The sequence below is a fragment of the Stenotrophomonas sp. TWI602 genome, from assembly GCF_039674045.1.
Lineage (GTDB): Bacteria > Pseudomonadota > Gammaproteobacteria > Xanthomonadales > Xanthomonadaceae > Stenotrophomonas.
This window is the reverse complement of sequence record NZ_JBDJMT010000008.1, coordinates 119,438-146,423: the sequence shown is the minus strand read 5'-3', so window position 1 is coordinate 146,423 and position 26,986 is coordinate 119,438. Positions and strand designations below refer to the sequence as shown.

General features: G+C 68.7%; 18 protein-coding genes. 4 read left to right on the top strand and 14 right to left on the bottom strand.

What is annotated here, in order from left to right; translation table 11 throughout:
• Window positions 1-74 precede the first annotated feature (74 nt).
• Together ABE483_RS10495 and ABE483_RS10490 are read right to left on the bottom strand one after the other, a co-directional pair.
• The gene (locus ABE483_RS10495; RefSeq protein WP_346481633.1) at window positions 75-2,948 is read right to left on the bottom strand and encodes a TonB-dependent receptor; all 2,874 of its coding nucleotides are present in this window, start codon (window positions 2,946-2,948) and stop codon (window positions 75-77) included.
• A gap of 199 nt (window positions 2,949-3,147) precedes the next feature.
• Entirely contained in the window at window positions 3,148-3,318 is a 171-nt protein-coding gene (locus ABE483_RS10490) for a hypothetical protein (protein WP_346463460.1), read from the bottom strand.
• A gap of 174 nt (window positions 3,319-3,492) precedes the next feature.
• On the opposite strand from ABE483_RS10490, the gene ABE483_RS10485 reads away from it, so the two are divergent.
• Both ABE483_RS10485 and ABE483_RS10480 read left to right on the top strand, forming a co-directional pair.
• Window positions 3,493-5,469, top strand: coding sequence for a transglycosylase SLT domain-containing protein (locus ABE483_RS10485; protein WP_313219591.1), 1,977 nt, complete (start codon window positions 3,493-3,495; stop codon window positions 5,467-5,469).
• 55 nt (window positions 5,470-5,524) lie between these two features.
• On the top strand, window positions 5,525-6,745 hold the full coding sequence (locus ABE483_RS10480; protein WP_346481632.1) for a multifunctional CCA addition/repair protein: 1,221 nt from the start codon (window positions 5,525-5,527) through the stop codon (window positions 6,743-6,745).
• Window positions 6,746-6,848: 103 nt separating this feature from the next.
• Here ABE483_RS10480 and ABE483_RS10475 read toward each other — a convergent pair whose 3' ends face one another.
• Genes ABE483_RS10475 through ABE483_RS10455 form a run of 5 tightly spaced genes read right to left on the bottom strand, consistent with a single transcriptional unit; the run spans window position 6,849 to window position 14,580 of the window.
• Complete coding sequence (locus ABE483_RS10475) at window positions 6,849-8,783, bottom strand: sialate O-acetylesterase (protein WP_346481631.1); 1,935 nt, start codon at window positions 8,781-8,783, stop codon at window positions 6,849-6,851.
• Window positions 8,780-10,231, bottom strand: a complete 1,452-nt coding sequence (locus ABE483_RS10470; RefSeq protein ID WP_346481630.1) for a 2-dehydro-3-deoxy-6-phosphogalactonate aldolase — start codon at window positions 10,229-10,231, stop codon at window positions 8,780-8,782. Before ABE483_RS10470 ends, ABE483_RS10475 begins: the two co-directional genes overlap by 4 nt.
• The gene (locus ABE483_RS10465; protein WP_313219588.1) at window positions 10,228-11,151 is read right to left on the bottom strand and encodes a 2-dehydro-3-deoxygalactonokinase; all 924 of its coding nucleotides are present in this window, start codon (window positions 11,149-11,151) and stop codon (window positions 10,228-10,230) included. Before ABE483_RS10465 ends, ABE483_RS10470 begins: the two co-directional genes overlap by 4 nt.
• Window positions 11,148-11,885: an SDR family oxidoreductase gene (locus ABE483_RS10460; RefSeq protein ID WP_206663131.1), complete on the bottom strand. Its 738-nt coding sequence runs from the start codon at window positions 11,883-11,885 to the stop codon at window positions 11,148-11,150. Before ABE483_RS10460 ends, ABE483_RS10465 begins: the two co-directional genes overlap by 4 nt.
• A gap of 31 nt (window positions 11,886-11,916) precedes the next feature.
• On the bottom strand, window positions 11,917-14,580 hold the full coding sequence (locus tag ABE483_RS10455) for a TonB-dependent receptor (RefSeq protein ID WP_313211624.1): 2,664 nt from the start codon (window positions 14,578-14,580) through the stop codon (window positions 11,917-11,919).
• A 236-nt stretch (window positions 14,581-14,816) separates the two neighbouring features.
• On the opposite strand from ABE483_RS10455, the gene ABE483_RS10450 reads away from it, so the two are divergent.
• Together ABE483_RS10450 and ABE483_RS10445 are read left to right on the top strand one after the other, a co-directional pair.
• Window positions 14,817-15,749: a dihydrodipicolinate synthase family protein gene (locus ABE483_RS10450; RefSeq protein WP_102789407.1), complete on the top strand. Its 933-nt coding sequence runs from the start codon at window positions 14,817-14,819 to the stop codon at window positions 15,747-15,749.
• Window positions 15,746-16,915: a mandelate racemase/muconate lactonizing enzyme family protein gene (locus ABE483_RS10445; RefSeq protein ID WP_313219586.1), complete on the top strand. Its 1,170-nt coding sequence runs from the start codon at window positions 15,746-15,748 to the stop codon at window positions 16,913-16,915. Before ABE483_RS10450 ends, ABE483_RS10445 begins: the two co-directional genes overlap by 4 nt.
• A 322-nt stretch (window positions 16,916-17,237) precedes the next feature.
• Here the strand turns inward: ABE483_RS10445 and ABE483_RS10440 are convergent, their stop codons facing one another.
• The 7 genes from ABE483_RS10440 to ABE483_RS10410 all read right to left on the bottom strand — a co-directional run bounded on the left by ABE483_RS10440 (window position 17,238) and on the right by ABE483_RS10410 (window position 26,981).
• Window positions 17,238-18,533: an MFS transporter gene (locus ABE483_RS10440; protein ID WP_346481629.1), complete on the bottom strand. Its 1,296-nt coding sequence runs from the start codon at window positions 18,531-18,533 to the stop codon at window positions 17,238-17,240.
• Window positions 18,534-18,656: 123 nt separating this feature from the next.
• Window positions 18,657-19,376 carry a helix-turn-helix domain-containing protein gene (locus tag ABE483_RS10435; protein WP_137190365.1) on the bottom strand — a complete coding sequence of 240 codons (720 nt, stop codon included), beginning with the start codon at window positions 19,374-19,376 and terminating at the stop codon, window positions 18,657-18,659.
• Between the two features lie 70 nt (window positions 19,377-19,446).
• A complete protein-coding gene (locus ABE483_RS10430) occupies window positions 19,447-20,469 on the bottom strand; it encodes a S41 family peptidase (RefSeq protein WP_346481628.1) in 1,023 nt (340 codons plus the stop codon).
• Window positions 20,470-20,627: 158 nt separating this feature from the next.
• A complete protein-coding gene (locus ABE483_RS10425) occupies window positions 20,628-23,621 on the bottom strand; it encodes an autotransporter domain-containing protein (protein ID WP_346481627.1) in 2,994 nt (997 codons plus the stop codon).
• A gap of 119 nt (window positions 23,622-23,740) precedes the next feature.
• Window positions 23,741-24,808, bottom strand: coding sequence for a heparan-alpha-glucosaminide N-acetyltransferase domain-containing protein (locus ABE483_RS10420; protein WP_346481626.1), 1,068 nt, complete (start codon window positions 24,806-24,808; stop codon window positions 23,741-23,743).
• The gene (gene nagA / locus ABE483_RS10415) at window positions 24,805-25,953 is read right to left on the bottom strand and encodes an N-acetylglucosamine-6-phosphate deacetylase (RefSeq protein ID WP_346481625.1); all 1,149 of its coding nucleotides are present in this window, start codon (window positions 25,951-25,953) and stop codon (window positions 24,805-24,807) included. Before nagA ends, ABE483_RS10420 begins: the two co-directional genes overlap by 4 nt.
• Window positions 25,953-26,981 carry an SIS domain-containing protein gene (locus ABE483_RS10410; protein WP_313426754.1) on the bottom strand — a complete coding sequence of 343 codons (1,029 nt, stop codon included), beginning with the start codon at window positions 26,979-26,981 and terminating at the stop codon, window positions 25,953-25,955. The genes nagA and ABE483_RS10410 overlap by 1 nt, the downstream gene beginning before the upstream one ends.
• Window positions 26,982-26,986: the final 5 nt, after the last annotated feature.

The window sequence follows — 26,986 nt, the reverse complement described above, 5'->3', positions numbered from 1 at the left end:
ACCGGTACTGCTGCAAGCCGGCACCGGGGCGCCCTGATGGCGCCCCGGTGTGTCACCTTCGCATCAGCCCGCGATCAGAACCGCAGGTCCGCGCGCACGTACCAGTAGCGCCCGCGCGGAATGTCGTAGGTGGACGCGTCATAGCCGTTGAGCGAGCACGACAGGCAGATCGGCGGATCCTTGTCGAACACGTTGTTCAGGCCGGCGCTGAGTTGCAGACCCTTCATCCAGTCGACCTTGTAGCCCACCTGCATGTCGTGGAAGGTGGTGGCCGACAGTTCGTTGGTGCCTTCGGCCTGGTTGCTGCAGATCGGGAAGGCGGCCACATCGCCGCACTCCTCGGTGAGCTTGGAGATGTGGCGCACCGTCCAGGAGGCGTTCCAGTTGGACAGGTTCCAGCTCAGCGTGGCATTGCTGGTCCACTCCGGGATCGAGCTGTCGGCCACTTCCACACCCGGCTCCTGCGGCTGCTTCTGGCCGGCGGCCCCCAATGCCTCATAGCGGCCGACGAAGGTGTTCTGCCAACCGAGCTTGAACTGCCCGATCTCCGTCTGCGGCAGGGTCCAGAACAGATCCACGTCCCAGCCATCGGTCTTGATCGAGCCCAGGTTGGTCAGCCGGTTGTTGAAGCTGCTGACCGCACCGGTCGAGGCGCGGGTGATGCCACTGCAGTACAGCGGGTCCAGTGTGTCCACGCACAGATCAAGCTGGGTTTGGGCGTTGATCGCCTGGATCGCGCCTTCAATGTGGTGACGGTAGAACGTCACCTCGACATCGAAGCGCTCCGACCAGGACGCGTTGCTGCCGAACCACGGGCTCCACACGAAGCCGGCGCTGAAGCTGCGCGAGCGCTCCGGATCCAGTTCCGCGTTGCCGCCGGTGGTGACCGATATCTGCGAGTTGGCCTGCTGGAAGCCGCCCGGCACGCCGAGTGCGGCACAGTTGGCGGCACTGCCGCGCGGCGGCGTGCCCCCCAGCCCGACCGAGCACGGATCGAACAGCTGCAGATCGGCACGCGCGGCCGAGCCGTACAGTTCGCCGATGGACGGTGCGCGGAAGCCTTCGGCATAGCTGGTGCGCAGCACGAAGTCATTGGTCACCTGCCAGCGCAGACCGTACTTCGGGGTGAACTCGCCGCCGAAGGTGGAGTAATCCGAGTAGCGCCCGGCCAGGCTCAGGTCGAGTTTTTCCCCGAGCGCGCTCTTGGCGAAGATCGGCACGCTCAGCTCCAGGTAGGCCTCGTTGACATCGTAGGAACCGGAGGTCGGCAGTGACGGCACGCCGTTGTAGTGACCGATCACAGTCAGCGGATCCGGATCGTAGCGGCCCTCGTACTTGCGGTACTCATAGCCGGTGGCGAACGAGACCGGGCCGGCCGGCAGGTTGAAGAGCTCACTGCTCAGGTTGGCGGTGAACAGGCTCAGCTCGTTCTGGCTGCGGTCGCGCACGACCGGCTGGATCCAGCGCAGCATGTCCGGGGTGATCGAGCCGACCCCACCGAAGATGTTCAGCGGTACGCAGCCGGGGGTGGCCGCACATAACGCGGGATCACCCAGCGCCATGTTGACCTTGTAGATGTCATAGCTGCCGTAGTTGGTCTGCTCGGCCTTGTTCTTGCTGTACATGCCGTTGAGGTCCCAGAACCAGCTGCGGTCGGCGGCCTGGAACTGGCCGACCAGGCCGGTGGCGAAGTACTGGGTATTGACCTCCTGCTCGAACACGCGCGCGCCGCCTTCGACCGGGCGACGGCCGATCAGGCTCATGTTCCCCGAGGCGACCAGATCGAAGCCGAACGGGTTGTAGGGATTCAGCCCGGAGACCACGATATTGTCCGCCAGCGGATTGCCGGTGGCGCCGTCCGGGCCGAAGAACAGCGGCTCGGGGCCGGCCTGGTTGGTGGATTCGCGGCGGTTGCCCAGTGCCTTGATGTACCACTGGATGTCATCGGTGAGGTCGAAACGGAACTGGCCGAAGATGCCCTTCCGCTCGGACGGGGTGAGCACCAGGTTGTACTCGGCGAAGTTGAAGCGATCGGCCGAGGTGAAGCAGTGGTAGTCGTCGCTGCGGTTGCAACCGGCGCTGCCGTCATAGCGCGGATTGCTCACGCCGGTGTTGGGCACGATGTTCTGGCTGGCGCCGGTGTTGGGGTCCACGAAGGCGAACCGCCCCTGCGGAATGCCGCCACTGCCGAAGGCCAGCCCGGTACCCGGAATCGGGAAGCGCGACTGTTCGCGGTCCCGTGCATACACCGGGTCCTGCTTGGTCCAGCTCGCGCCCAGGAACAGGCTGTAGCGGTCACCGCTGGTGCCCCAGGCCAGGTCCACGCCCTTCTGGGTGCCATCGCCCTTGGTGTATTCGCCGTAGTTCATCGTCACCTGCGCGCCGTCGAATTCGCGGCGGGTGATGATGTTGACCACACCGGCGATGGCGTCGGAGCCGTACAGCGACGACGCGCCGTCTTCGAGTACTTCGATGCGCTCGACGATGGCCAGCGGGATGGTGTTCAAGTCTGTCGCCGCGCCCACGCCGGAGGCGGAGGATTCGTTGACCCAGCGGATGCCGTCGACCAGCACCAGCACGCGCTTGGCGCCCAGGTGCCGCAGATCGACCTGGGCCGAGCCCGCGCCCACCCCGCTGCCATCCGGCGGGAAGCCGAAGTTGCCCGAGGAATTGAACTTCGCATTGAGCGCCGAACCGGAGCCGGTCAGCTGCTGCAGCACATCGCCGATCGAGGTCAGGCCGGTACGTTCGATCTCGGTGCGGGTGAGGGTCTGGATCGGCACCTGCCCTTCCACCTCGGCCCGCTTGATGCGGCTGCCGGTCACTTCCACCCGGTCCAGATCGGTCGTGCTGCGGGGCGCGTCCTGCGCGCTGGCCAAGGCCGGCGCAGCCAGCAGCAGGCACAGCGATACGGCAACCGCCAGCGGGCGGTGGTGCAGGTTGTTCATTCGCTCTCTCTCCAAAGGAATGTCGGGCTGGGCTGCCGCGCCCCCTGCATGGCGGCAGCGTCTCCTTTGTAAACAACCTGTAAATGTGAAGGAGTGACGTGCGCCTCGCTTTCACGGGAATTCGACAAAACCGACTGCGCAGGGTCCAGCTATGGAGGCAGCTCCCGTGCGACGCGTAGGAACGCAAATGTCGCTGTTTTCAAGGGTCGTTGAAGGCATCCAAGGTGGGCGTCGTGCCGCTGCTGCGCGAACGCCATCCGCTTGATGCCAGGATTCGGGTGGCGACCGGAACCTTGGCATTTGCGCCATCCAGCGCGTCGGAATCGGCTTCAGTGCGCAGCCGTTGAACGTCGCCCGCACGGGCATCCACGTGCTACACCGCCCATGATGCGGTGGGATCGCGATCGGCACGTGCTTCCCACGTCCGTGGTCACCGGTGGAGCGATGGACCGGTGATGCGAATGGCCCGCCTCAGCGGCAGCTGTTCATCCTCGAGTCGGCTTGCCCTCACTCCCTTTCACCCCGCGCCGTTATGCTTTCCGGCATGACTCGACTTCCCCTGTATTTCTTCAGCGCGACCGTCCTGCTGGCCTGCACCGGGGTCAGCCCGGTGGCCGATGCCCAGAACCTGGATGCCCAGCGCGCGCAGCTCAAGGCCGTGATCGACAATGCCGAGCGCGGCCAGTTCGATCCTGCCCAGGCGGCGGCACTGAGCAGGCACCCGCTGTATGGCTGGGTCGAATTCGCCAACCTGCGGCGCAACATCGATACCGTCAGCAACGTGCAGGCGCAGGATTTCCTGAAGCGCTACAACGGCCAGGCGGTGGCCACCAGCTTCCGCAACGTATGGCTGCCCGCGGTGGCGCGGCGCCAGGATTGGCCGACGCTGCTCGCCAACTGGACCGACACGACCAACGTCGGCCTGCGCTGCGCCCAGCTCAACGCACGCCAGGCTACCGGCAAGGCCGATGCGCAGTGGGTCAGCGAGGCGCAGGCGATCTGGCGCAGTACCGGCAAATCGCTGCCCGATGCCTGCGATCCGGTGTTCGCGGTGCTGGACGCCAAGGGCGGCATGAACGCCGAACTGCGCTGGGCGCGCATCGATGCCGCTGCCGATGAGCAGCAGCCGGCGGTGATGCGCAGCGCCGCGCGCGGCCTGCCCGCTGCCGACCTGGCGTTGGCCAACACCTATGCCGCCTTCGTCGACAAGCCCAACGCCAGCGCGTTGAACTGGCCACGCAATGAGCGCAGCCGGCGCATCGCCACCGATGGCCTGGCCAAGCTGGCCAAGGCCGATCCCGGAGCCACCGAACAGCAGTTGCCGCAGTACGCCGACGCCCTGCAGCTGAGCGCCGCGCAGCGCGCGCAGGTGCTGTACCAGATCGCGTTGTGGACGGTCGCCTCGTACGGTCCCGACTCCGCCCGTCGCCTCAATGCGGTGCCCGAATCGGCGTACGACGAGCGCCTGCACGAATGGCGCACGCGCGAAGCGCTGTCGCGCGGCGACTGGCCAGCCGCACTGACCGCCATCCGCAAGATGGGCCCCACCCAGCGGGCCGACTCGCGCTGGCGTTATTTCGAAGCGCGCATGCTGGACAAGACCGGCAAACGCAGCGAAGCGCAGGCGGCCTTCCGTGAGGCGGCCCGTGCGGCCACCTTCCATGGCTTCCTGGCCGCCGACCAGCTCGGCCAGAACTACACGCTGTGCCCGTGGGAACCCAACGACAGCGCCCAGGCGCAGGCGGCGGTCGCGCGGGACCCGGCGATCGTGCGGGCGATGGAACTGTTCAAGATCGAACGTGCCGGCTGGGCCGTGGCCGAGTGGAACGATGCGCTGAGCCGCTATGACAACACGCAGCGTCGTCTCGCCGTGGAAGTGGCCCGCGACAACGGCTGGTTCGACCGTGCGGTGTTCTCGCTCGGCAAGACCCCGGACGAGCAGCGCCTGTACTCGCTGCGCTTCCCCCTGCACCACGACGACAGCATCCGCCGCGAGTCCGCACGCAATGCCATCGACCCGGCCTGGGTCGCCGCGGAGATCCGTGCCGAGAGCATCTTCAACCCGAAGGCCCGCTCGCCGGCCAACGCCATGGGCCTGATGCAGGTCCTGCCCACCACCGGCGCGGCCGTGGCCAAATCGATCGGCCTGACCAACTACGGCGGCGCCGCCAGCCTCTACGACCCCGACACCAACATTGCCATCGGCACGGCCTACCTGCGCCAGCTGATGAACAAGTACGAGGGCCTGCCCTACGTCACGATTGCCGCCTACAACGCCGGCCCGACCCCGACCGCCCGCTGGCAGTCGCAGCGCCCGGGGTTCGATCCGGACATCTGGATCGAGACGATCAGCTACAAGGAAACCCGTGAGTATGTCGCGCGCATCCTGGCCTTCAGCGTGATCTACGACTGGCGCTTGAACGGCGACGCGCTGCCGGTGACCGATCGCATGAACGGCCGCCTGCAGGTCAAGCGCAAGACCTTCGCCTGCGCGGCCAACGCAGACAAGGGCGGCGACTGACCGGCCCCGGTATGCCGGTTGGCGTCGCCTTGGCCCACTGCGGCATCATGGGCGCATGAAGATCTATCTTGTTGGCGGCGCCGTACGCGACCGCCTGTTGCAGCAGCCCCCCGGTGACCGCGATTGGGTGGTGGTGGGCGCCACCCAGACGGAGATGGAAGCGCAGGGCTACAAGGCCGTGGGCCGTGATTTCCCGGTGTTCCTGCATCCGGACACCGGCGAGGAATACGCACTGGCCCGCACCGAGCGCAAATCCGGGCGCGGCTACCGCGGTTTCGTGGTGGATGCCGACCCGTCGGTAACGCTGGAAGAAGACCTGCAGCGGCGCGATTTCACCATCAACGCGATCGCCTGCGATGAGGCCACCGGTACGTTGGTGGATCCGTATGGGGGCGTGCGTGATATCCAACAGCGGGTGCTGCGCCACGTCGGTCCGGCCTTCATCGAAGATCCGCTGCGCGTGCTGCGTGCGGCCCGCTTCATGGCGCGCTTTGCCCCAGCCGGCTTCACCGTGGCCGAGGAGACGATGGCCCTGATGCAGCAGATCGCCGCCAGCGGTGAGCTTGAGGCACTGGTGCCCGAGCGTGTCTGGCAGGAGCTGCGACGCGCCCTCGCCTCCGCGCGGCCATCCGCCTTCCTGCGCACGCTGCATGATGCCCATGCACTGGGCCCGATCCTGCCGGAGCTGGAAGCACTGTATGGCGTGCCGCAGCGCGCGGAGTTCCACCCCGAAGTGGATACCGGCGTGCACCAGGAAATGGTCAGCGACATGGCCGCGCAGCTGGCCCCGGGCGATGACCTGATCGGCTTCGCCGCGCTGACCCACGACCTCGGCAAGGGCCTGACCCCGCCAGAGGAATGGCCGCGCCACATCATGCATGAGCAGCGCGGGGTGGCCCCGCTGCGTGCCCTGGCCGAGCGCCTGAAAGTGCCGGTCGATCACCGCCAGTTGGCCGAAGCGGTCTGCCGCGATCATCTCAACGTGCACCGCATCGACGAATTGCGCGATGCCACCGTGCTGGAGCTGCTGGCCCGGTGCGACGGCTTCCGTCGCCCGGAGCGGATCGCGCAGATCGCGCTGTGCTGCGAGGCCGACAAGCGCGGCCGACTGGGCTTCGAGGACAGCGACTACCCGCAGGGCACCACGCTCACCCGCCTGCACCAGGCGGCGCTGGCGGTCCAGGCGCGCGACCTGGACCTCAGCCACCTGAAGGGACCGGCGGTGGGTGAAGCGCTGGCCAAAGCGCGTACGCGGGCGATTGCGGCGGTGCGTTGACCTACGGGATCACCCGGCTGCGGCGACACGCCACGGCGGTTGCAGAAACCGTTCGAGCACATCAAAGAGGGTTATCTTCTCAAGGCCATATGCAACGCGGGCGCTACCGGATGGGCACCTCGAACGGCCCGGCGGGCAAGCCGTTGCGGTCGTAGAGCGTAATGACCGGGCTGCCCGCCCATCCATACCGGACCCGGGTAGCCTGCCCTGCGCCGTCGGCCTCAAGCACCACGTCGTTGCCGTCTATATGCGCCTGCGCGTAGCGGCAGCTGGCCTGGGTATCCCCGCAGAGTTCAAAACCGACCGGCGACAGTCCTCCGTGAGCGACCAGTCCGCTCTCGATGTCGGCAAAGGCAACACGCACGCCGTTGCCATCGCGGCGTGCCTGCACCGGCACCGGCCCGGACGCTGGCGCAGGATCGGCGTAGGCCAGATGAAGCGCGGCACGCGCCAGGCGTTGCCCAACTGCCTGCTTGTTGGCCGGGTGCAGGTCGTCGTGCTCGCCGATATCCAGCGCCACCACCAGCGCCGCGTGCGGATCGGTCGCCACGACCCTGCGCTGCGCCTCCCGCAGTTGCGCCCAGTCGCTGGCCTCTGGTTGCAGCGGCGCCGGGCCGAAGCCGGACAGCTGCACTACCAGCAGCGGCAGCGCGCTGCCGAAGCTGGCGCGCAGGCTGGCACGATAGGCGGCCAATTTCGCGGCATAGGCCCCAGCCTCGAACGTATTGGATTCCCCCTGGTACCACAGCGCGCCCCGCAGGCCATACCCGGCCAGCGGCGACACCATGCCGTTGTGGAGGGTGCCCATGCCCCACGACGACAGCCACGGCGCGGTCGGTGGCATGCGCTGGGCTGCCGGTACTGTCTGGTAGTCCCACGGGCCGGCAAGCGGCAGGCTTGACCTGTCAGCCAACCGCAGTGCGCGCGGCTCCGCCGGCAGGCCTCCTTCGCGATACGTGTTGAGCACGTTGACCACCAGCGTGTTCGCACCGGCGTGCAGCGTGCCGGCCGGCAGCACATAGCGTCGCGCCAGCCCGGCACCGAAGCTGCTGCCCACGATGCGACCGTTGATCCAGGTGGTGTCCAGTTCGTCGATCCGCCCCAACTCCAGCACGCTGGGCTGCCCGGCCTGCGCGGCGTCGAGCTGCAGCGTGGTGCGGTACCAGCCCATGCCAAGGTGGTCGGCCAGTGCCGGCGCAACCCACGCCGTCGTGGGGGACGCCCTCTGCCAGGGACCGGTATCGTCAACGCGCCATGGCTGGCGCCTATCGGCACTATCGCGCTGCCAGGCCTGTTCCCACTGCGCACCCCAGGCCACCAGTGCCGCCGCCGGGTCCTGCGCGTACTGGTCCAGCACGGCCAGGGCCGGCGCCTGCCCATCGACCCGGCGCAGCGCATCGGCGCGTGTCCAGGCCTCGATGCGCGACCCGTTCCACGACGCATTGACCAGCCCCATCGGCACATCCACGTCGCGTTGAAGCGCGCGCGCAAAGTAGTAACACGTGGCCGAAAACCCCCGCACGGTGTCGGGCGTGGCGGCCTGCCACTGCGGTGCATCGGCGAAGCGCTGCGTCGGCACCGCGCTGTCCTGGGCCGGAATCTGCAGCAGGCGGATGCGATCGTGGGTGGCCGCCGCCAGTTCGGCGCGGGCATCCAGCGTGCGCTCCACCGGCAGGGCCATGTTGGATTGGCCACTGCACAGCCACACGTCACCGATGAGCACGTCATCCACGCGCTGCTGCCGCCCCTGCGAGGCCACGTTCAACACATGCGGGCCGCCGGCCGGCAACGCGGGCAGGGTCGCCTGCCAGCGGCCGCTGCGATCGGCGCGCACGCGTTGCGCATGCCCGGCCAGCTGCAGGTCCACCCGTGCGCCCGGTGCCGCCGCGCCCCATACGGCAATCGGGCGGTCGCGCTGCACCACCATGTGGTCGGTGAACGGCGCGTCCAGCAGGGCTGGCGCTGCGTGGGTCGCCGCCACCGCAAAAAACGCAATCAGCAGCACGCCGACCGGCCCGGCAGGCCGCTGCAGGCTCACGGCTGGACCGCGAACAATCCGCCGGAACCGGGCCACTGCGCCAACGCCTGCTCGCCCAGTCGTGCACGCGCGGTGGTGATGAACAGCCGTCCGTCGGGCGCGAAGCACAGGCTGCCCACGTGCGGCGCCGGTACCGCGAGCGTGCGCAGGACGGCGCCGTTGGCGGCCAACTCCACCACCGAATGGCCGCCCCACATCGCCACCCACAGGTGGCCATCGCGCGCCATCGCCATGCCGTCGGGCTTGCCCGGCACGCCCAGGAAATCGGTGACCACCTTCGGCTCGCCCAACGTGCCTGCCACCACATCGGCCGGGTAGGCGAGCAGGGTGCGGGCCAAGGTGTCGATCACGAACAGGGTGGTTTCGTCAGCCGAGAACGCCATGCCGTTGGCCACGCCCAGGCCGTCGGCCACGCGCCGCGCCGGCGCATCCACGGCCGGCGCATGGAACAGTGCGCCGCGTCCAGTGAGCAGGCCTCGATGCATCGACCCGCCCCACAACCCGCCGCGGCTGTCGGTGACCAGATCATTGAGCCGGCACCCTGCGCCCACGTCCACTTCCGGGCCCGCCTGCAGCGGCCCGTCGGGTGCAAACGCGACAAAGTGCGTCTCGCCGTTGCCCACCAGCGTGCCGTCGGCCATGGCCAGCGACCAGACCGGCTCGGACAGCGGCACCCGTTCGCACTGGGTCCCGTCCCAACGCAACAGGCAGGGCGCAGTCGGATCGACCCATCGCAGGACACCGTCGGCACCGAACACGGGCGATTCGCCCACGGTGGTGCGCGCGTCGCACACCAGGGTAGCGCGCGCCGGTGCCGCCGCCTGCACGGCGTGCATCCAGCGGGAGGCACGCTCCCCCACCGCCTCGGCACTGCGGCCGGGCCGGTACAGGTCGGTGCCCACGCCGAAGGCGCTTACCCCGGCCTCGCGGAACTCAGCAACCTGCGCGGGAGCGACGCCGCCGACGGCGATCAAGGTAACCCCGCCCGGCAACACCGCCGACAACGCCTGCAGGCGCGGCTGCGCACCGTTGGCCGGGAACGCCTTCAGATGGCGCGCACCGGCGGCGATTGCGGCGAAGGCTTCGGAGGCCGTGGCAAACCCCGGCACCGGTACCATGCCGTGCGCGATCGACGCGGCGATCACCGCTGCATCGGTGTTGGGGGCCACGCAGAAGGCGCAGCCGGTGGCGGCCAACTGCTCGACCGCTGCGGTGCTGACCACCGTGCCCGCACCGATCAGCATGCGCCCCTGGAAATGTGCCACCAGGGTGCGGATGGTGCGCAGCGGGTCCGGTGAGTTCAACGGCACTTCGGCCAGCCGCACGCCGGCGGCGTACAGCGCCTCGACCACCGCGATCGCCTCGTCACCGGGCAGGCCGCGCAGGATCGCGATGATGCCGGTACGCGCCAGCGCGGCGTCGAATGTTTCTGCGTGTTCGTCGTTCATGCCAACGCTCCGGCTGCCTGATGCAATGCAAGGAAGCCGCGGGTGGAGGCGTCCTGCGAGGCAATGGAGCGGCTGCCGCCGCCCAGTTCGACCAATGCGCGTGCATACAACGCGCAAACCGGGGCGGCCCCCACCAGCGGCACGGCGTGCAGGGCCTTTGGCCACTGCCGGCGCACATCGGACAGCTCGGCGCCGATCAGCAGCCCGCGCAGATAGGCCGCGCCATCACGCCGCGGCAGGTCGCCGCGGATCACCTTCGCCCGCGCACCAAACAGCAACGTACCCAAGCCCATGCCGCCGTCGTGCGCGGCATGCAGGCCATCGATGAAGGCCGCCCCGTCGTGCGCCGGCCCATCGACCACCGAGGCAAGCAGGCCGGCGGCGGTGAGGCGATCGAATATTTCACCGGACATCGCGGTCATGAAGGCCACCACCGTGCCGCCCTCCAGCTGCACCCATTTGCTGTGCGTGCCCGGCAGCGCGACCACGCCGGTGTCGGGCACCGCACCGGCGGCGACCAGGCCGAGCAATTCGGTTTCCTCGCCGCGCATGATGTCCGGCGCGCCATCCGGCCGCCGACAGGCCAGGCCGGGCACGATCGCCACGGCATGCGCCCCTATCTGGACCGGGTGCAGTTGGCCGGCCAACGCGTCCAGCGTGGCCGGACATTCCACATAGCCCGCATCGCTCCAGCCGATGTTGGAGCCCACCATGCCGCTGGCGTAGATGCGCGTGGCCTGCGGCCACTGCGCCACCACATCCTCCAGCAGCGCCTGCATCTGTGCCCGCTCCAGCCCCGCAATGCCGCGCGGCTGTTCGATCGCGCCGGTCACCTGGCCGTCGTGGCCGATGCGGAACGCGCGGAAATTGGTGCTGCCCCAGTTGATGCCGATGATGTACGGCGTGGCTGCCTCACTCATTGCCGGGTCACTCCTGCGCCACCGTCCAGGGGAAACACCGCGCCGGTGATCCAGCTGCTGCGCGGTGACGCAAGGAACAGCGCCAGCTCGGCCGCATCGGCCGGCGTGCCCAGGCGCCCCAGCGGATGTCGCTGCACGTTGGCGTGGCGGGCGCCAGCCGGGTCGGCGGCGCGTGCGAACGAGGCCTGCAACATCGGCGTATCCACCGACGCCGGGGCGATGGTATTGACCCGGATGCCATCGGCCGCAAACTCCAGCGCGGCGGTGCGCGCCAGTTCCTCCAGTGCGGCCTTGGAGGCCGCGTAGGCCGCCAATCCGGGCGTGGCGAAGCGGGCGTTGATCGACGACACCAGCACGATGCTGCCATCGCGACCGCGCATGTCCGGCACCACCTGCCGGATCACCCGCAGCGCGCCCAGCACGTTGACCGAGTACACATCCAGCCACACCGCATCGTCGTGTGCCAGGGTGCCACCGGCCGGGCAGATGCCGGCGCAATGCACCAGGGCATCAAACGGACCCACCGCAGCACGCAGCTGCCCGATCGCGGCGGTGACCGCCTCGGCCGACCGCAGGTCGGCGATCGCGCTGGCCTGCCCGCCGTCGCTGGCCACCTGGTCCAGCGTGGCCACCGTGGCGCCGTCTGCACGCAACCGCGCCACCACCGCCGCGCCGATGCCACTGGCCGCGCCGGTCACCAGCGCCACGCGCCCGTGCATTGCCGTATCGCTCATGCCCTGCCCTTTCCTTCCAGAAGATCCATGCTCAGAACCGGTAGGTCAGGCTGGCCTTGTAGGACCGGCCGAATACCACGTTGGTGCGCAGCCCTTCGGCATAGCCATCGAAGGTGCGCTGCTCGCTGTCCAACAGGTTGTTGCCTTCCACCTTCAGGGACAGGCGGTCGCTGAAATCGTAGCTCATCGATGCCGACAGATCCTTGTAGGTGTCGTTGTAGATGCCGGTGGACGCGGCCGACAGGCCGACCAGGTATTCGTCACGCCAGTTGTAGGCCACGCGGATGCCGAACGGACCGTTCTCGTAGTAGCCGATCAGGTTGGCGTTGTTCTTGGACAGGCCCGGGAAGGTCAACGCGCTGCCGTTGATGTCGGTGATCGGCGTTTCCGAATCGATCCACGTGTAAGTGGCGACCACCCCGAAGCCGTCGAACATGCCGCTGAAGGGCACCTGCGCCAACAGCTCCACGCCTTTTACCTTGGCCTTGTCGCCGTTGATCTTGCGCAGCACCAGGTAGTTGACGTTGTTGTAGGTCTCCGCGCTCTGGCGCTGGACAATGAAGGTGGAGACATCCTTGTAGAACAGTCCGGCCGACAGCAGCCCCTGGCCGCCGTAGTACCACTCCAGCGACAGGTCGTACTGGGTGGCCTTGAACGGATCCAGGTCCGGGGCGCCGCCGCTGCCGGTGCCCGGCGAGGTCTGCACACCGTTGCTGTCGAACACCGCGTTGTTGTTGAGGGTGACGCCGTTGTTGAGGTCTTCGGTGTTGGGGAAGGCCACCACCTTGGCCGCGCCGCCGCGCAGTATCAGGCTGTCAGTGATCTGCAGCTTGGCCACCGCCGAGGGCAGCACCTCGCGATCGTCGCGCTCGAACAGCGAGGGGCTCAATGCGCCGCTGCCGCTGATCAGGTTGCCGCGCGAGGTCAGGTCGCGGCCGACGAAGCGCACGCCCAGGTTGCCGCCCAGCGGCATGCCGGCCACGTCGGTGTCCCAGTTGAGCTTAGTGTAGGCCTCCAGGAAATCCTCGTCGACGCTGAAGGTGGCCGCGTAGGCCAGCGCGTTGTTGCGCGGGTCCAGGCACTGCGCGTTCTGTGAGATCTGCGGCAGCGTGGTGAAGCTTTCACAGCCCCCGAAGGTGCTGCGGAACGGCCCGAGGTAGGCACGCGGCAGACCACTGAACTCGCCCGGCAGGAAGTCGTTGTTGCTGTACACGCGGATGTACGGCGCCATCTGCGTGACCGGCACCCCGCCAACCGGCCGGATATCCGCGCGGCGCGGATCCTGCAGGCTTTCCAGGCGGCTGAAGCGTGCACCGAAGTCCAGCGAGCGCAACGGGCCATCGCCGAAGGCCAGGCTCCAGTCGGTGCGCAGCGCGCGCGAATCGGTCTGTGCGCGCCAGTCGTTGTCGAACATGATGGTCATGCGCCACTGCGATGGATCGGTCAGGTCGATGCCGCTGACGTTGAAGCTGCCGAAGCTGCCGCTGCGCAGGTCGAAGTCGGTGACCGAACTGCGCCCGGCCATTGGCGCCAGGCGCATATAGCGCTGGTTGTAGTTGGCGGTGGAGCGGCCCCAGTCCAACTCGGCCGAACCATCCAGGCGATCGCCGACCCGGAAGCCCGCACGCAGCGCGGTGGACAGCGTGTCCGAATCGATATCAGCCGATTCGGCATTGAGCAGCACCGTGCCGGTGGAGCGCCCCGCCAGCAGGATGTCGTGGTCGGAGTAGACCGCATTGCTCAACCCCGCCGAGGGATTGAAGGCGATCCAGTAGCGGTCACGCTCGGCCTTCTGGCGCGAATAGAACGTATCCCAGGTGAGCTCCACCCCATCGGTCGGCCGCCATTGCAGCACCGCGCTGACGCCGACCTTGGTGCGGTCATCGTCGATGTTCTGCGCACGCATGTCGGTGCTGCCGAAGCGGGTGCGGGTAGGGTCGGCGGGGTCGGTATAGCGGGCATACCCGGAGAAGGTGTCCAGGCCCTGCTGCACCACGTTGCGGCGACCGTAGGTGGCCGACAGCAGCGCACCGAAGCGACGGTCGTCGCTGCGCCGTGAGATCAGCCCGAACGCGTTGTGCCCCCAGGCATCGGACATTTCATCGTAGGTGCCGGCCAGGCTCACTACGTTCTGGTCGCTGTCGCCGGACAACGGCTGGCGGGTGTGGATGTCCACGATGCCGCCCAGCCCACCGGAGAGCTGGTCGGCGCCAGCCAGCTTGGTCACCTCCAGACGCGAGATCAGCTCGGAAGGCACCAGCGAGAGCAGGCCGTAGGTGGAGGTGGCCAACTGGTCCAGGCCGTTGCCGCCGCGCCCGGTGGCGTCGACGATCTGGCGGCCGTTGTAGAGCAGCACGTTTTCTTTTAGCCCGCGCACCAGGATGTCGCTGCCCTCGCCCATGCCGCGCTCGAGCTGCACGCCGGCCACGCGCCCGAGTGACTCGGCCACGTTGGTGTCGGGCAGTTTGCCGATGTCGTCGGCCACGATCGCGTCGACGATCTGCGCCGAGTCACGTTTGAGATCCCGCGAGGCTTCCAGGCTGCCACGGATGCCCACGACGCTGACCGCGTCCAGGGTCTGCGCCTGCTGTTCGGTGGTTGAGGGGGCCGGGGCGTCCTGCGCCGTTGCCAGCACGGGCGCCAGCAGGCAGGTGCCCAGGGCGATGAACAAGGTGGAACGTCGAAAACGATGCATGGATCGGACCCTCTCCCAAGGTAGGGACCCAGACCGGACTGCCGGCTGGATCCAGCGCTTTTCCGTCATTGCTGCTGCGCTGCGGCTTGGCAGCGTGTAGCTAATATAGCAATATGTTTTGGCCGCGCACGCTGCAATGCAGCGAAAAATGATGGTTCCTTTGCGGCATGTACGGGAACCTCCCTTCCATAGTGTTGCTATCCACGGCACACACAGTTCAACAAGGACCCGGCGCAATGGCCGTTCTGCAAGGTGTCTTCCCCATCCTCCCCACGATCTTCGACGCGCACGGCGCCCTCGATGAACGCGGCACCGAGGCGGTATTCGAGTACATCCTGGCCGCGGGTGCGGCCGGCGTGGTGTTCCCGGGCCTGGCCAGCGAGTACGACATGCTGTCGTTGGAGGAGCGGTTGCACCTGACCGCGTGCATCGGGCGCTGGAACCGCGGCCGGGTGCCCTTCATCGTCGGCGCCAGCGCGAAGACGCTGGAGGATGCGGTGCGGCTGGCGCGTGCCGGTGGCGAGGCCGGGGCCGAGGCGGCGATGGTGTTGACCCCGCATGCGCTGGCCGGCGATGCCGCGGCGATGGCGGCGTTCTTTGCCCGGCTGGGCAGCGAGTCGGGCGTGGCGGTGATGTTGCAGAACGCGCCCGCCCCGATGGGCGTGGGGCTGGGCGTGGACGAGGTGGTGGCACTGACCGCGCAGGTGCCGGCCATCGCCTACGTCAAGGAGGAAACCATGCCGTCGGGCCATCGCATCACCGCATTGTCCGAACGTGCCGGCGACAGCGTGCAGGCGGTGTTCGGCGGTGCCGGAGCGCGCTACGTGCTGGACGAACTGGCACGCGGTGCGGTGGGCACGATGCCGGCCTGTGAGATCACTGAAGTGCATGTGGCGATGTTGGCCGCCTGGGCCGACGGCGACCGCGACCGCGCGCGCGACCTGTTCGAACGCACCCTGCCCCTGCTGAGCATGCAGGCGGTGTTCCGCTGGCGCCTGACCAAGGCGATCCTGCTGCGGCGTGGCCTGATCGGCAGCGACCACGTGCGCGCGCCGGGCCCGTCGCTGGACCGGCATGACCAGCAGGAACTGACTATCCTGCTGGACCGCATCGGCGACCTGCTGCCGATGGATACCGTTCCCGGCCAGGCCACGAGACATTCCGCATGAGCGTTGTCAGCAAGGTCGAGACCTTCATCCTCACCGTGCCACGCACCACGCCGTACCTGGGTCCGCTCGGCGCGGGCGAACGGGTCAACGCGCGGGGCTATCTGGTACGCCGCGGCAACGGCACGCTGTACCCCACCGTGGACCGCTCGGTGCTGGTACGGGTCACCACCGCCGATGGCGCGGTGGGCTGGGGCGAAACCTATGGCATCTGCGCACCGCGTGCCACCTGCGAGATCATCAATGACCTGCTGGCCCCGGAACTGGTGGGTCGCGATCCGCAGGACGTGGAAACGATCTGGGATGACCTGTACGGGTTGATGCGCGTGCGCGGCTGCGGCAGCGGTTTCCATACCGACGCGCTGGCTGCGCTGGACATCGCCCTCTGGGACCTGCGCGCACGTGCGGCGGGGCAACCGCTGTGGTCGCTGCTCGGCACGCGCCAACGCGACAGCATTGCCGGCTATGTGTCCGGACTGCCGGCGGCCACCGTGGACGAGAAGGTGGCCATGGCCCGCACGTTTGCCGCACAGGGGCATGACGCGTTCAAGGTGCATGCCGTGGTCAGCCACGACGGCATCGCCGAGGAAATGGCCGCGCTGCGTGCCGCGCTGGGCGAGCAGGTGCAGCTGATGGTCGACCTGCACTGGAAGTTCGACCATGCCCAGGCCCTCGCACTGGCGCACGAGCTTCTGCCCAGTCGACTGACCTTCATCGAAGCGCCGTTGAAGCCGGAGGACGTGGCGGGTCTGATCGCCCTCGGGGCCGACAGTCCGATCCCGGTGGCGGCAGGCGAAGAGTGGCCCACCGACTACGTGGCACGCCTGCGGCTGGACGGCGGCACGCTGGCGTACGTGCAACCGGAGATGGGCCACACCGGCATCACCCAGTTCCTGCGCATCGCCAGGCTGGCAGCGCGCCGTGGCGTGCAGGTTGCACCGCACGCGACCATTGGCGGCGGCATCTTCATGGCCGCCAGCCTGCATGCATCGGCGGTGATCGACGGGCTGTGGCGGCACGAGTGGCAGCACTCGATCTTCTCGCGTTCGGTGGAGATGCTTGACACCGACATGGCCTACGCGCACGACGGCTATCGTCTGCCCAGCGGCCCCGGCCTGGGCGCGGTGCCGAACGCCCGTTTCTGGCACCACACCGAAGCGGTAGCGTAGTGCCGGGCTCTGCCCGGCTGCTGTTCGCAGGCGCTCCTTTTTGGTTCTTCGCCCCTTTGAGGGGAGCGTCTTGTTCCAACGGCCGTCGCAGAGTGCGCACGACGCTACGCGGATGGCCGGATGTGCAAGCGCCGTTTGGATCGGCTGGCGTCTCCGATCCGGCCGGTCGCGAGCGTAAGGGCGAAGAACCTTTTTCTGGCATGGGCTGATGAAGGCAGCCGGGCAGAGCCCGGCGCTACGTGCGGTGGCGTTTCGTTTGCTGGTCGCGTGGCGACGCGGCCATGATCCGCGCGCGCTTCATTGGCGGGACGCGCGGCGTTTCTCAGCCGGCCCCAACCGCCGCAGCCTGCGGGCCGATCAAGGTCATCTTCGAGAGGCGCGCCTGCTTCAACGCGGTCCACGCCAACAGCACCGCGATAGGATGCAGGAAGGCCATCAGCACGAAGGCGCGATCGAAGTTGCCGTCGGCCACCAGGTGCCCCACCACCTGCGCCGACACCATGCCGCCCAGCGCGCTGCCGCAGCCGACCAGGCCGGCGACCGAGGCGATGTAGCGCGACGGGAACAGGTCCACGGTCATCGTGGTCAGGTTGATCTGGTAGGTAAGGTGGGCGAAGGTCACCACGCAGGCCAGCGCCAGCAGCAGCGGAATCGGGGGATGCATCGCCACGAACAGCCCGACCGGTGCCAGGCACGCCGCGCCCATCATGGTGGTCAGGCGCGCACGCACCGGGTGCATGCCGCGCTTCACCAGCCGGCCGGAAATCAGCCCGCCGCCCACGCTGCCGATATCAGCGGCCACGTACACGATCCACGCCACCGACGCGATCATCGCCAGGCTCATGCCGCGTGCATCGCCCAGGTATTTGGGGAACCAGAACAGGTAGAAGTACCAGACCGGATCGGCAACCGCGCGCGACGCCACCAGTGCCCAAACGGTACGGTCGCGCGCCAGCCGCCCCCACACGCCTTTCATCGAGGTGGGCGGCGCAACCGGCACCGGCGTTTCCAGTCCCGGGGTCGCGCTGGCCTCGGCTGCAGCGGCGGCCTCGGCCTGCGGCGTTGCAGCCGGCACCTGCGCCTTGCGCGGATAGGCCCACCACCACGCCAGCATCCACAGCAGTCCGGCCACGCCGGTGATCCAGAACGCACTGCGCCAGCCGTAGGTCAGCGCGATGCCACCAATCAGCGGCGGCGCCAGCGTGGCGCCGATCATCGCGCCGGCCGTGTACAGCCCCAGTGCCAGCCCGCGTTGCGGCGCGGGAAACTGTTCGGACACCACTTTGGTGCCCACCGTGTAGTTGCCCGGCTCGCCCAGGCCCAGCGCGAAGCGGGCCGCGCCCAGCTCCACCGCACTGCGCACGAACCCGGTGGCGATGTTGGCCAGCGACCACCAGCCCACGAACAGCAGCAGTGCCACGCGCGCGCCAAGCCAATCGGTGACCCGCCCCGCCATGACATAGGCGGCCGCGTAGGCGAACAGGAACACCTGCACTACGCGCGCATATTCCAGGTCGGTCATCTTCAGGTCGGCCTGGATGGTCGTCGCCAGGATCGACAGCGCCTGCCGGTCCAGGTAGTTGATGACGGTCGAGAAGAACAGCAGCGCCAGCAGCACCCATTTGGTTTTCCCGGTCCCGCTCACCCGCCTGCACGCTTGGACATCGCTGATGCCTCCCCATCGGAAGGCTGCAACGTATTGCTATTGTAGCAACATGTCAAACCGCACTGCGGCAATCGCTCAGCCGATTTCCGCCGCCGCCGCGCGCAGCGCCGCCACCAGTTCCTCGGTGGCCGCTTCCGGGATCCAGCCGGACATGGCAATGCCGGCATGCACCGGATCGCCCATCGCGATGGCCACGATGTGGTGGTCACGTTCGTCGGCCACATGCACGCGCGCGTGGCCCTGCGCACGGGTAATGGCCAGGGTGGCCAGCAGTTGCTCGATGCCCTCGGGGAACATGGGAATCGGCCGGTCGGCATACAGCTCGCGCACGTCCTCGTCGCCCAGCTGGGCCAGCAGCGCGATGCCGATGCCGCTGGTGGTGGCGGGCAGCAGCCCGATGCGGCCCAGTCCGCGTGCCGCCTCGATGCCCGGCGGGGCATGGAACAGGTAGCTCACGCTGTCGTTCCAGAGCACCCCCAGCGCCACCGTGTGGCCGAACCGGCGCAGGTGTTCCAGCACCGGCAGCGCGCGCCGGATCAACCCGGAGGCAAACAGGCTCTGCGCGGCCAGCACGTGCATGCCCGGGCCGGCGGTGTACTTGCGGTCGGCGGTCTGCCGCGCAATACCAAGGTAGGCCAAGGTCTTGAGCAGCCGGTTGACCCGGGTGGGGTTGGCGTCAAGCTGCCGGGCCAGTTCACGGCAGCCGACCGGCTCGGGGGACGAGGCCAGCGCCTGCAGGGTGGCGATGCCGTCGATCAGGCTCTGGTTGGGCTGTGCATTGGGCTTGGTTCGCATCGGGAAAGCGTACTTCCCCCCCGCGGGTAATGCCACCAATAGCAACACGCCAGACCGGGGCGACGACCTTTCAGGGCAGCTTGCAGGCCGGTTGCGCCAACAGCCACGCCTGCGCGGCCGTCGTTGCATCCTGCCCCTCGGCCACAATCACGTCGGGCTGCAGGCGGTTGCCATCGCCGACGCCGTTGCGGTCGGCGATCACACTGCCGGTCAACAACAGCAGACTGCCATCGGGCAGACGCTGCGGGGTATTGGCGGTGGAATAGCCCGCACTGGGCTGGCCGAAGCTGCGCGACGCTGCCCGGCCGCGGAAGGCCAGTACCGATGCCTCGCCGGAACTTGCAGTGCGCGGCCCGAACAGGACGGCCACCGGGGCGCCCGGGTGGCGCAGTGTGTACTGCGTGTTGCGCGATCCGACCACCGCCTTGCCGTCCAGCCAGACCGCACCCTCGCGGTACGCCCACGGCTGGCGTTTGTCGGCCAGCAGGAACATGCCCACCGGATCAGCGCCCTTGGCATCGCCCAGCAACGGGCCCATGCCCAACAGCATCGGCCACATGTTGCCGCCACTGTTGCCGCGCAGGTCGACCACCCAGCCACAGCGAGTACCATCATCCTGCGCCTGGATGCGCGCCTGCAGCGCGACGGCCGCCTGCTTGCGCGCCTGCTTCTGCATATCCTGCGACTGCGTTCTGTCGTCCATGTAGGCGCCCACCTTGATCCACCCCAGACGCGCTGTCGGTCCGCTGCGGGCGTCATCTGTCTGCGGGGTCGCAGCACCCATCGCGGTTTGAGTGGCCTGCGCGCGCTGCGACTGCGTGCGCTGCTGGTTGGCCGATATCCAACGCCCGTGCCCGCCACTGCTGCGCTGGATCACATCGTCCAGCAACCGCCGCGTCTGCGCCGGGTCACGCGCGGCCGCCAACTCCGCGCGGGCCTTGGACCAGTCCACGCGGTCGCGATACAGCGACTGCTGCTGCAGCAGATCCAGGATCCGCGCCTGTGCCTCGGCACTGGGTACGTCCTGCGCGTGTGCAGCGCCACTTGCCGTTGCAAGCGCCACCATCAACAGCCAACCACGTCCTGCGATCATCGTGCTACATCCCTGTAGTGAAGAGGCCGCAGCTTAACGCTGCACGCGGTCATTGGCACAGTGCACCGTTCACATGACCAGCGACGCGTGACACTGCAACGCAGCGGCATCGCCGATTCCGTCCGGCGTACCGCTGCGGATTTTTGCCTGCCGTCGCCCTACCAGTCCAGCCGCAGCCCGATATTGCCTTCGATCACCTTGCGTTCCTTGCGTGCACTGCTTTCCAGGTCGCGCGTGTAATCGGCCACTGCAAACGCACTGACGGTGCTGTTGAAGCGCGCAACGACGCCCACGCCTACTTCCAGCGCGCGTGAATCCTGCTGGTTGAGGATGCGGTTGGTATCGAAATCGATGCGGTCTTCGCCGTCCAGGGTCTGCCAGTAATTGAGCTTGATGTACGGCTGCCAGCCGTTGCCGGCGATGTCGTAGTCGGCAGCCAGGCGCAGGCCGACGCGCCCGGTCCAGGCGTTGTCGTTGTCAAAGCGCAGCGCGGACACCGCGTCGCCGGCATCGTCCACCGACGTGCGCTGCCAGATCACCTGCAGCTGGGGCTCCAGCCACCACGCACTCTGCCCGAAGCGCAGCAGCGGCTTGCCCACTTCCAGCGAGGCGGTAGTGCCATCGCCACGCACGTCGATGCCGAGCCCGCGCGAGGAGGTTGCGTCGCCGTCGTAGCGGCTCTGCATCACCACCGCGTCCAGGTAGCCACCGGCGCTGCCGGCGCGGGTCCAGTACACGCCCACGTGTTTGTCATCCAGCCGCGTGCGGCCCACTGCAACGTTTTCCCAGCCGATCGCAAAACCGGTCACGTTGCCCTGCGCACGGGTGCGCCCGACAAACACGCCGAACTGGTCGCGGTGGGTATCGGTCGCGTTGGCGTACAGGTCCAGGCCGGCCTGGATGCCCTGGATGTCGCCATCGAAGCCGGGCTGCGCGTCGCCGTCCCACTGCTGTTCGTGGCTCTGCCCCACCAGCCGCGCCCAGGCCGCGCGCACGCCGCCCTGCCCGGCCAGCAGACGCTGCTCGCCCTGGCGTTCGTGGAAGGTGCCCAGGCTGGCCAGGCTGGTCTCACGCAGCAACGGCGGCACCACCGAGTACAGACCGGTCTCGAAGCGGTACAGCGGAATGATGTCGCCCTGCGCCGGGCGCGCACCGGGCGTGGGCGGCACCGCCAGCGGCCCGGGCACCGCCGCCACGTCGGTGGGCACCGGCGGCGGGGTATCGATGGTGGGCGGCGCCACGTCGGCCGGATCGGCCGGCTCCGGCGGTGGCGCCGGCTCGGGCGCGGCCGGGTTGGGATCATCCGGCGGATTGACGTCCGGCGGCGGGGGCGGCGCGGGTGGCAGCTCCGCCGGCGGGGTCCCGGCGCCCTCCGGCGGCGGGGGCGGCGGCGTGGTGACTCCACCCGGCGGCGGTGCGGGCGCCGGGGTCACGCTGGCCACCAGGGTCGAGCGCAGATACCAGTTTTCGCTGGTGCCGCCGCTGACGCCGCCCTTGAACAGGAAATACTCGTAGGCACCAACAGCGACCGGGTTGTACAACGCGAACGCGGTGGGCGCGGTGGTCGCACCGTTGATCGCCTGCACCACCAGGATGCCGTCAGCCACCGTGGACGCGCCGGTGCCGCCGGCGTTGAGGATGCCCACGCCGGTGGTGCCAGTGGCGCTGCCGGTGGAGATCACCAGTTTGTCCGACAGCGAGCTGTCGTCGCCCAGCACCGTGTTGAGGTACAACGCGCCACCGTTGCCGACATAGTTGCCCACCACGGTGAAGGTATCGCCGACGCCGCCCCCATTGCTGAGATCGATGCGGCCGGCATTGGTGAGCGTGGCCAGCCGCCCGGCCACGAACGGGGCGAGGACGCCGTTGCTGCCGCCGCCGAACACCGCGCTGGTGGCATCGATGTCCAGGCTGCCCGTGCCGCTGCCGCTGTCGCCCAGCACCCACGTGCCATCGAACGTCAGCTGGGTATCGTCGCGCAGCGCCACCTGTTCCCAGTTGGTGAAGCGCGCCACGCCATTGGTCTTGACGTTGTCCAGGCCGAGCACATCGTTGCCCAGCCCGCCATCGAAAGACGGCAGCGCGCCCAGGTGGGCGTTGTTGAGGTTGCTCAGCTGCGCGACATCATCGCCTTCGCCAAAGTCGATCGCTCCGTGCACCACGCCGCCGCCGTTCCAGGTCAGGCTGTCGTTGCCGAAGCTCAGCCGGATTTCGCCGCGCACGGTGCCGCCGGTGATGGTCACCGCGTCATCGCCGCCACTGACGCTGATGTTGCCGCCGATGTAGCCGTCGGACAGCACGATGGTGTCGCGGCCGAAACCGGTGACCAGGTTGCCGTCGATGGTGCCGCCGGACATCAGGAAGGTGTTGTCGTCCAGCTTCATGTTGACCCGGCCGATACGGCCGCCGGTCATTTCGGCGTAATCGCCATCGTCGAACGCGCCGACGATGCGGCCGCCGGTCATGCGGAAGCGGTCCAGCGCATCGCCCTGCAGCAGGGCGCCGATGCTGCCACCGGTCATCAGGAAGGTGTCGATGCCCGCCCCCTGCTGCACGGTGCCGGTCACGCTGCCGCCGCTGATCTCCAGGCTGTCCTGCCCATCGCCCTGGTCGACGCTGTCGATCACGCCGTCGCGGATCACCAGGGTGTCGTTGCCCGCGCCCTGCAGCACGCCGCCCTGGATGCTGCCGCCGAGCATGTCGATGCGGTCGTTGCCGGCACCGGACACGACGCCGCCGGTACTGCCGGCAAGGGTGCCGCGGTTGGTCAGGTAGGTGGCCCCGTTGAGCTGCAGCGCGCGGCCGGCGTTGGCGATGATGCTGCCACTGTTGTTGATGGCATGCCCGGTACCGGCCTGCACGGTGATCGCATCGCCGCTGGCGATAGCGAGCTGCGCGTTGGCCAGCACGTTGATGGAGGTGTTGGACGCGCCACCGGCGGTGACGATCGCCACCGGATCCGGATTGGGCGCTGCGGTCGAGCAGGTCACCGTCTGGTCCTGCCCGGGCGCGGGGTTGTCGCAGCCGGCCCAGGCGGGCGCGGTACCGGCCAGCAGGACCGTGCCGAGCGCGCCCCCGCAGCTTCGACGCAACCAATATGAAATGCGGTCGGCCAGCACGGTGCGTGCCGGCGAAGCGGGCTTGGAGCGCATACGCCTTTCCTGTTCTACAAGAGGGGGGTACGGCAACGGCCCAGTGCTTCTACGCAGACCGGCGTCAGTACTTTTACCGCCGCGCCGTGATGGGGGGGTAAACGCACGTGATGCCCATCCTAGATTTTGAGGTAGATGCGCCGCGCGTCCAGCGCCCACACCACGCCCCACCACACCGCCACGAAGCTCAGCGCACACAGCAGCGAGGCCAGTGCGGGGGCCGTCGGCAGCAGCGCCGACAGCGTCTGGTACAGCCATCCCCACGCGCCGCTGGCCATCAGCAGCAGCGCCATCGCTGACGAGCCGAGGTAGGCGGCAATGGCGTTGACGCCGAAGCGTCGGCCCAGCGCCGGCGCACCCCAGCGATCCACCAGCAGGTGGGCCAGAAGCAAGGCCGCCACCGACAGCCCGCCCGTCCACAGCACGAAACTGGGGGTCCACAGCTGCTTGTTGAGGGGTAGCCACAGCGTCGCTACACCGCCCAGGAACAGGCATGCCGTGGCCAGCGCCGCCAGCCCACCCACCTGCCCCGCCCGCAGCCACGCGCCCGCACGCAGGCCCAGCAGCGTGCTGGCGAGCGCGCCCAGGCTGCTCAGCAGCCCTTCGGGGTCGTGGCCGAGCCCAGTCAGCGGGTTGTACTTGTAGAGCAGCGGCGCGAACAACGCGGTATCCAGGCGGCTGGCCGGGTTGACCCACGGTGCCAGCGAATCGGCCCCCAGCAGGATCGCCGTGTACACCAGCAGCAGCCCGACCAGCACCGCCCATTGCGTGCGCGCACGCGTCTGGATCGCCAGCAGCCCGACCACCGCCACGCACAGCGCGATCCGCTGCAGCACGCCCCACAGCCGGTAGGCCGGCAGGTCCATCAGCCACCACGCCAGCAGGTGCAGCACCGCGCCGGCCACCGCGATGCGCAGCGCACGCTGCAGCAGGCCACTGCGCAGGGCCGGGCGCAACGCAGGCTCGCCCGCGCGCGGCGACAGGCTGAAGGCCATCGACACGCCGGCAATGAACAGGAACAGCGGGAAGATCAGGTCGGTGGGCGTGAAGCCGTGCCAGTCCGCATGCAGCAGCGGTGCATACACATGGCCCCAGTCGCCGGGGTTGTTGACCAGCAGCATCGCCGCCACGGTCAGCCCGCGCAGGGCATCGATCGAGCCCATGCGCGGCGATGGGGAGGCGGTCATGCGTCCTCGCGCTCGCCAGCAATCCAAGTGGCGCGCACCTGCAGTGCGTCGTCGAGCAGCACCAGGTCGGCCTGGTAGCCCTCGGCGATCTCACCCAGGCGGTCGTCCAGGTTGAGGAACTGCGCCGGGTAACGCGAGGCCATGCGTGCAGCCTCGTCCAGCGGCAGGCCGAGCAGGTGCACCGCGTTGCGTACCGCCGTGGCCATGTCCAGCGCCGAGCCCGCCAGCGAACCGGCGGCATTGCGCACCACGCCGTCCACGGCCGTGATCATTTCGCCATACAGCTCATAGCTGGGGCTGTCGGCGCCCACTGGCGGCATCGCGTCGGTGACCAGCATCACCTTGCCGCGCGGCTTGGCCGCCAGCGCCACGCGCAGGCTGGCCGGGTGCACGTGCACGCCGTCGGCGATGATGCCGATCCAGCTGTCGCGGTCTTCCAGCGCCGCGCCCACCGCACCCGGCTCGCGCCCGGTCAACGGCGACATCGCGTTGTAGAGATGGGTAAAACCGCGGATGCCGGCGTCCAGCCCGGCGCGCGCTTCTTCGTAACTGGCGGCGGTATGCCCGGCGGCCACGATCACGCCGCGCTCGACCAGCGCGCGGATGCTCTCCAGCGGCACCCGTTCGGGGGCCAGGGTCAACAGGGTCACGCCGTTGTCGAGCGAGGCCGCCATCGCGATCTCGTCAGCGTCGGGCACGCGGAATTTGTTGGCGTCATGGGTGCCCTTGCGCGCCGGCGCGATGTACGGGCCTTCCAGGTGGATGCCGAGCACGCCGGGCACGCCCTGCGCGATGGCCGCGCGGGTGGCGTCGATCGCGCGGCGCATCACCTGCACATCGTCGCTGATCAGCGTGGGCAGCAGCCCGGTGGTGCCGAAGCGGCGGTGCGCGGCAGCCAGCGTGCGCAGGCTGTCCACGTCGGGCGTGTTGTTGAACAGCACGCCGCCGCCACCGTTGACCTGCGCGTCGATGAAGCCCGGCAGCAGCCAGCCGCCGCCCAGGTCCACCTGTTCGTCGGCGCTGCCCAGTTGCGGGGCCGCGTCGGAGACCAGCGCGGTGATGCGGCCGTCTTCGATCACCACTGCCAGGTCGTCGCGGAACTCATCGCCGGCCAGGATCCGGGCATTGCGCAGGACGGTTTTCATCAGACGGTTTCCGTCACCTTGTTCAGATGCGGCGGCAGGTCCGGGTTGTGCCCGCGGCGCAGCGCCAGTGCGTTGATGGCGCGATAGAAGGCCTGCACGGTGAGCAGCGGTGCGCAGGCCGGGTGCGGCGCAACCGGCAGCGCCAGGTCGCCATCGACGTCGGCCAGCCACACCTGCGCGTCGCGCGCGCCGAACTCCTCCAGCACCGCGCGGGTGCCCGCGCCGGTTTCATCGGGCTGGGCAAACGCCAGCACCGGGAAGCCCGGGCCCACCAGCGCCATCGGGCCATGCTTCACTTCGGCCGAGCTGTAGGCCTCGGCATGCAGGCCGCAGGTCTCCTTGAACTTCAGCGCGGCTTCCTGGGCCGCGCCCAGGCCCAGGCCGCGGCCAAGCACGAACAGGTTGTGCGCCGGCACCAGGCCCTCAGTCAGCGCCGACCAGTCGCTGTTCCAGGCCTGGCGCAATGCATCGGGCAGCGCCCGCAGCGCGGCGATCAGTGCCGCGTCCTGGCTCCAGTAGGCCACCAGCTGCAGGATCGCCGACAACGAGGCCAGGTAGCTCTTGGTCGCCGCCACGCTGCGCTCGGCACCGGCCCCCAGCGGGATCACCGTTTCGGCCAGCTGCGCCAGCGGCGAATCCTCCACGTTCACCAACGCGACCACGCGCGCACCGGCCGCACGCGCGGCCTCCGCGTTGCGCAGCAGGTCCGGGCTCTTGCCCGACTGCGAAATGACGATGTACAGCGCGCCCCGCAGTTTCAGCGGCGCTTCGTACACCGAGCCCACCGACGGCGACGCCGAGGCAGTCACCAGCCCGAGGCGCGTTTCCAGCAGGTACTTGGCGTAAGTGGCGGCATGGTCCGAGCTGCCCCGCGCGCAGGTCACCACGAACGGCGGCGGCGCCGCGCGCAGGCTGGCGGCCAGCGTCTCCACGGCCACCTGGTTGCGCGCGAACTGCGCGGCGATCACATCGGCAGCCTCGGCGGCTTCGCGGTACATCAGGGTGTCGTGGGGAGCAGGCAGGGACATGGGGA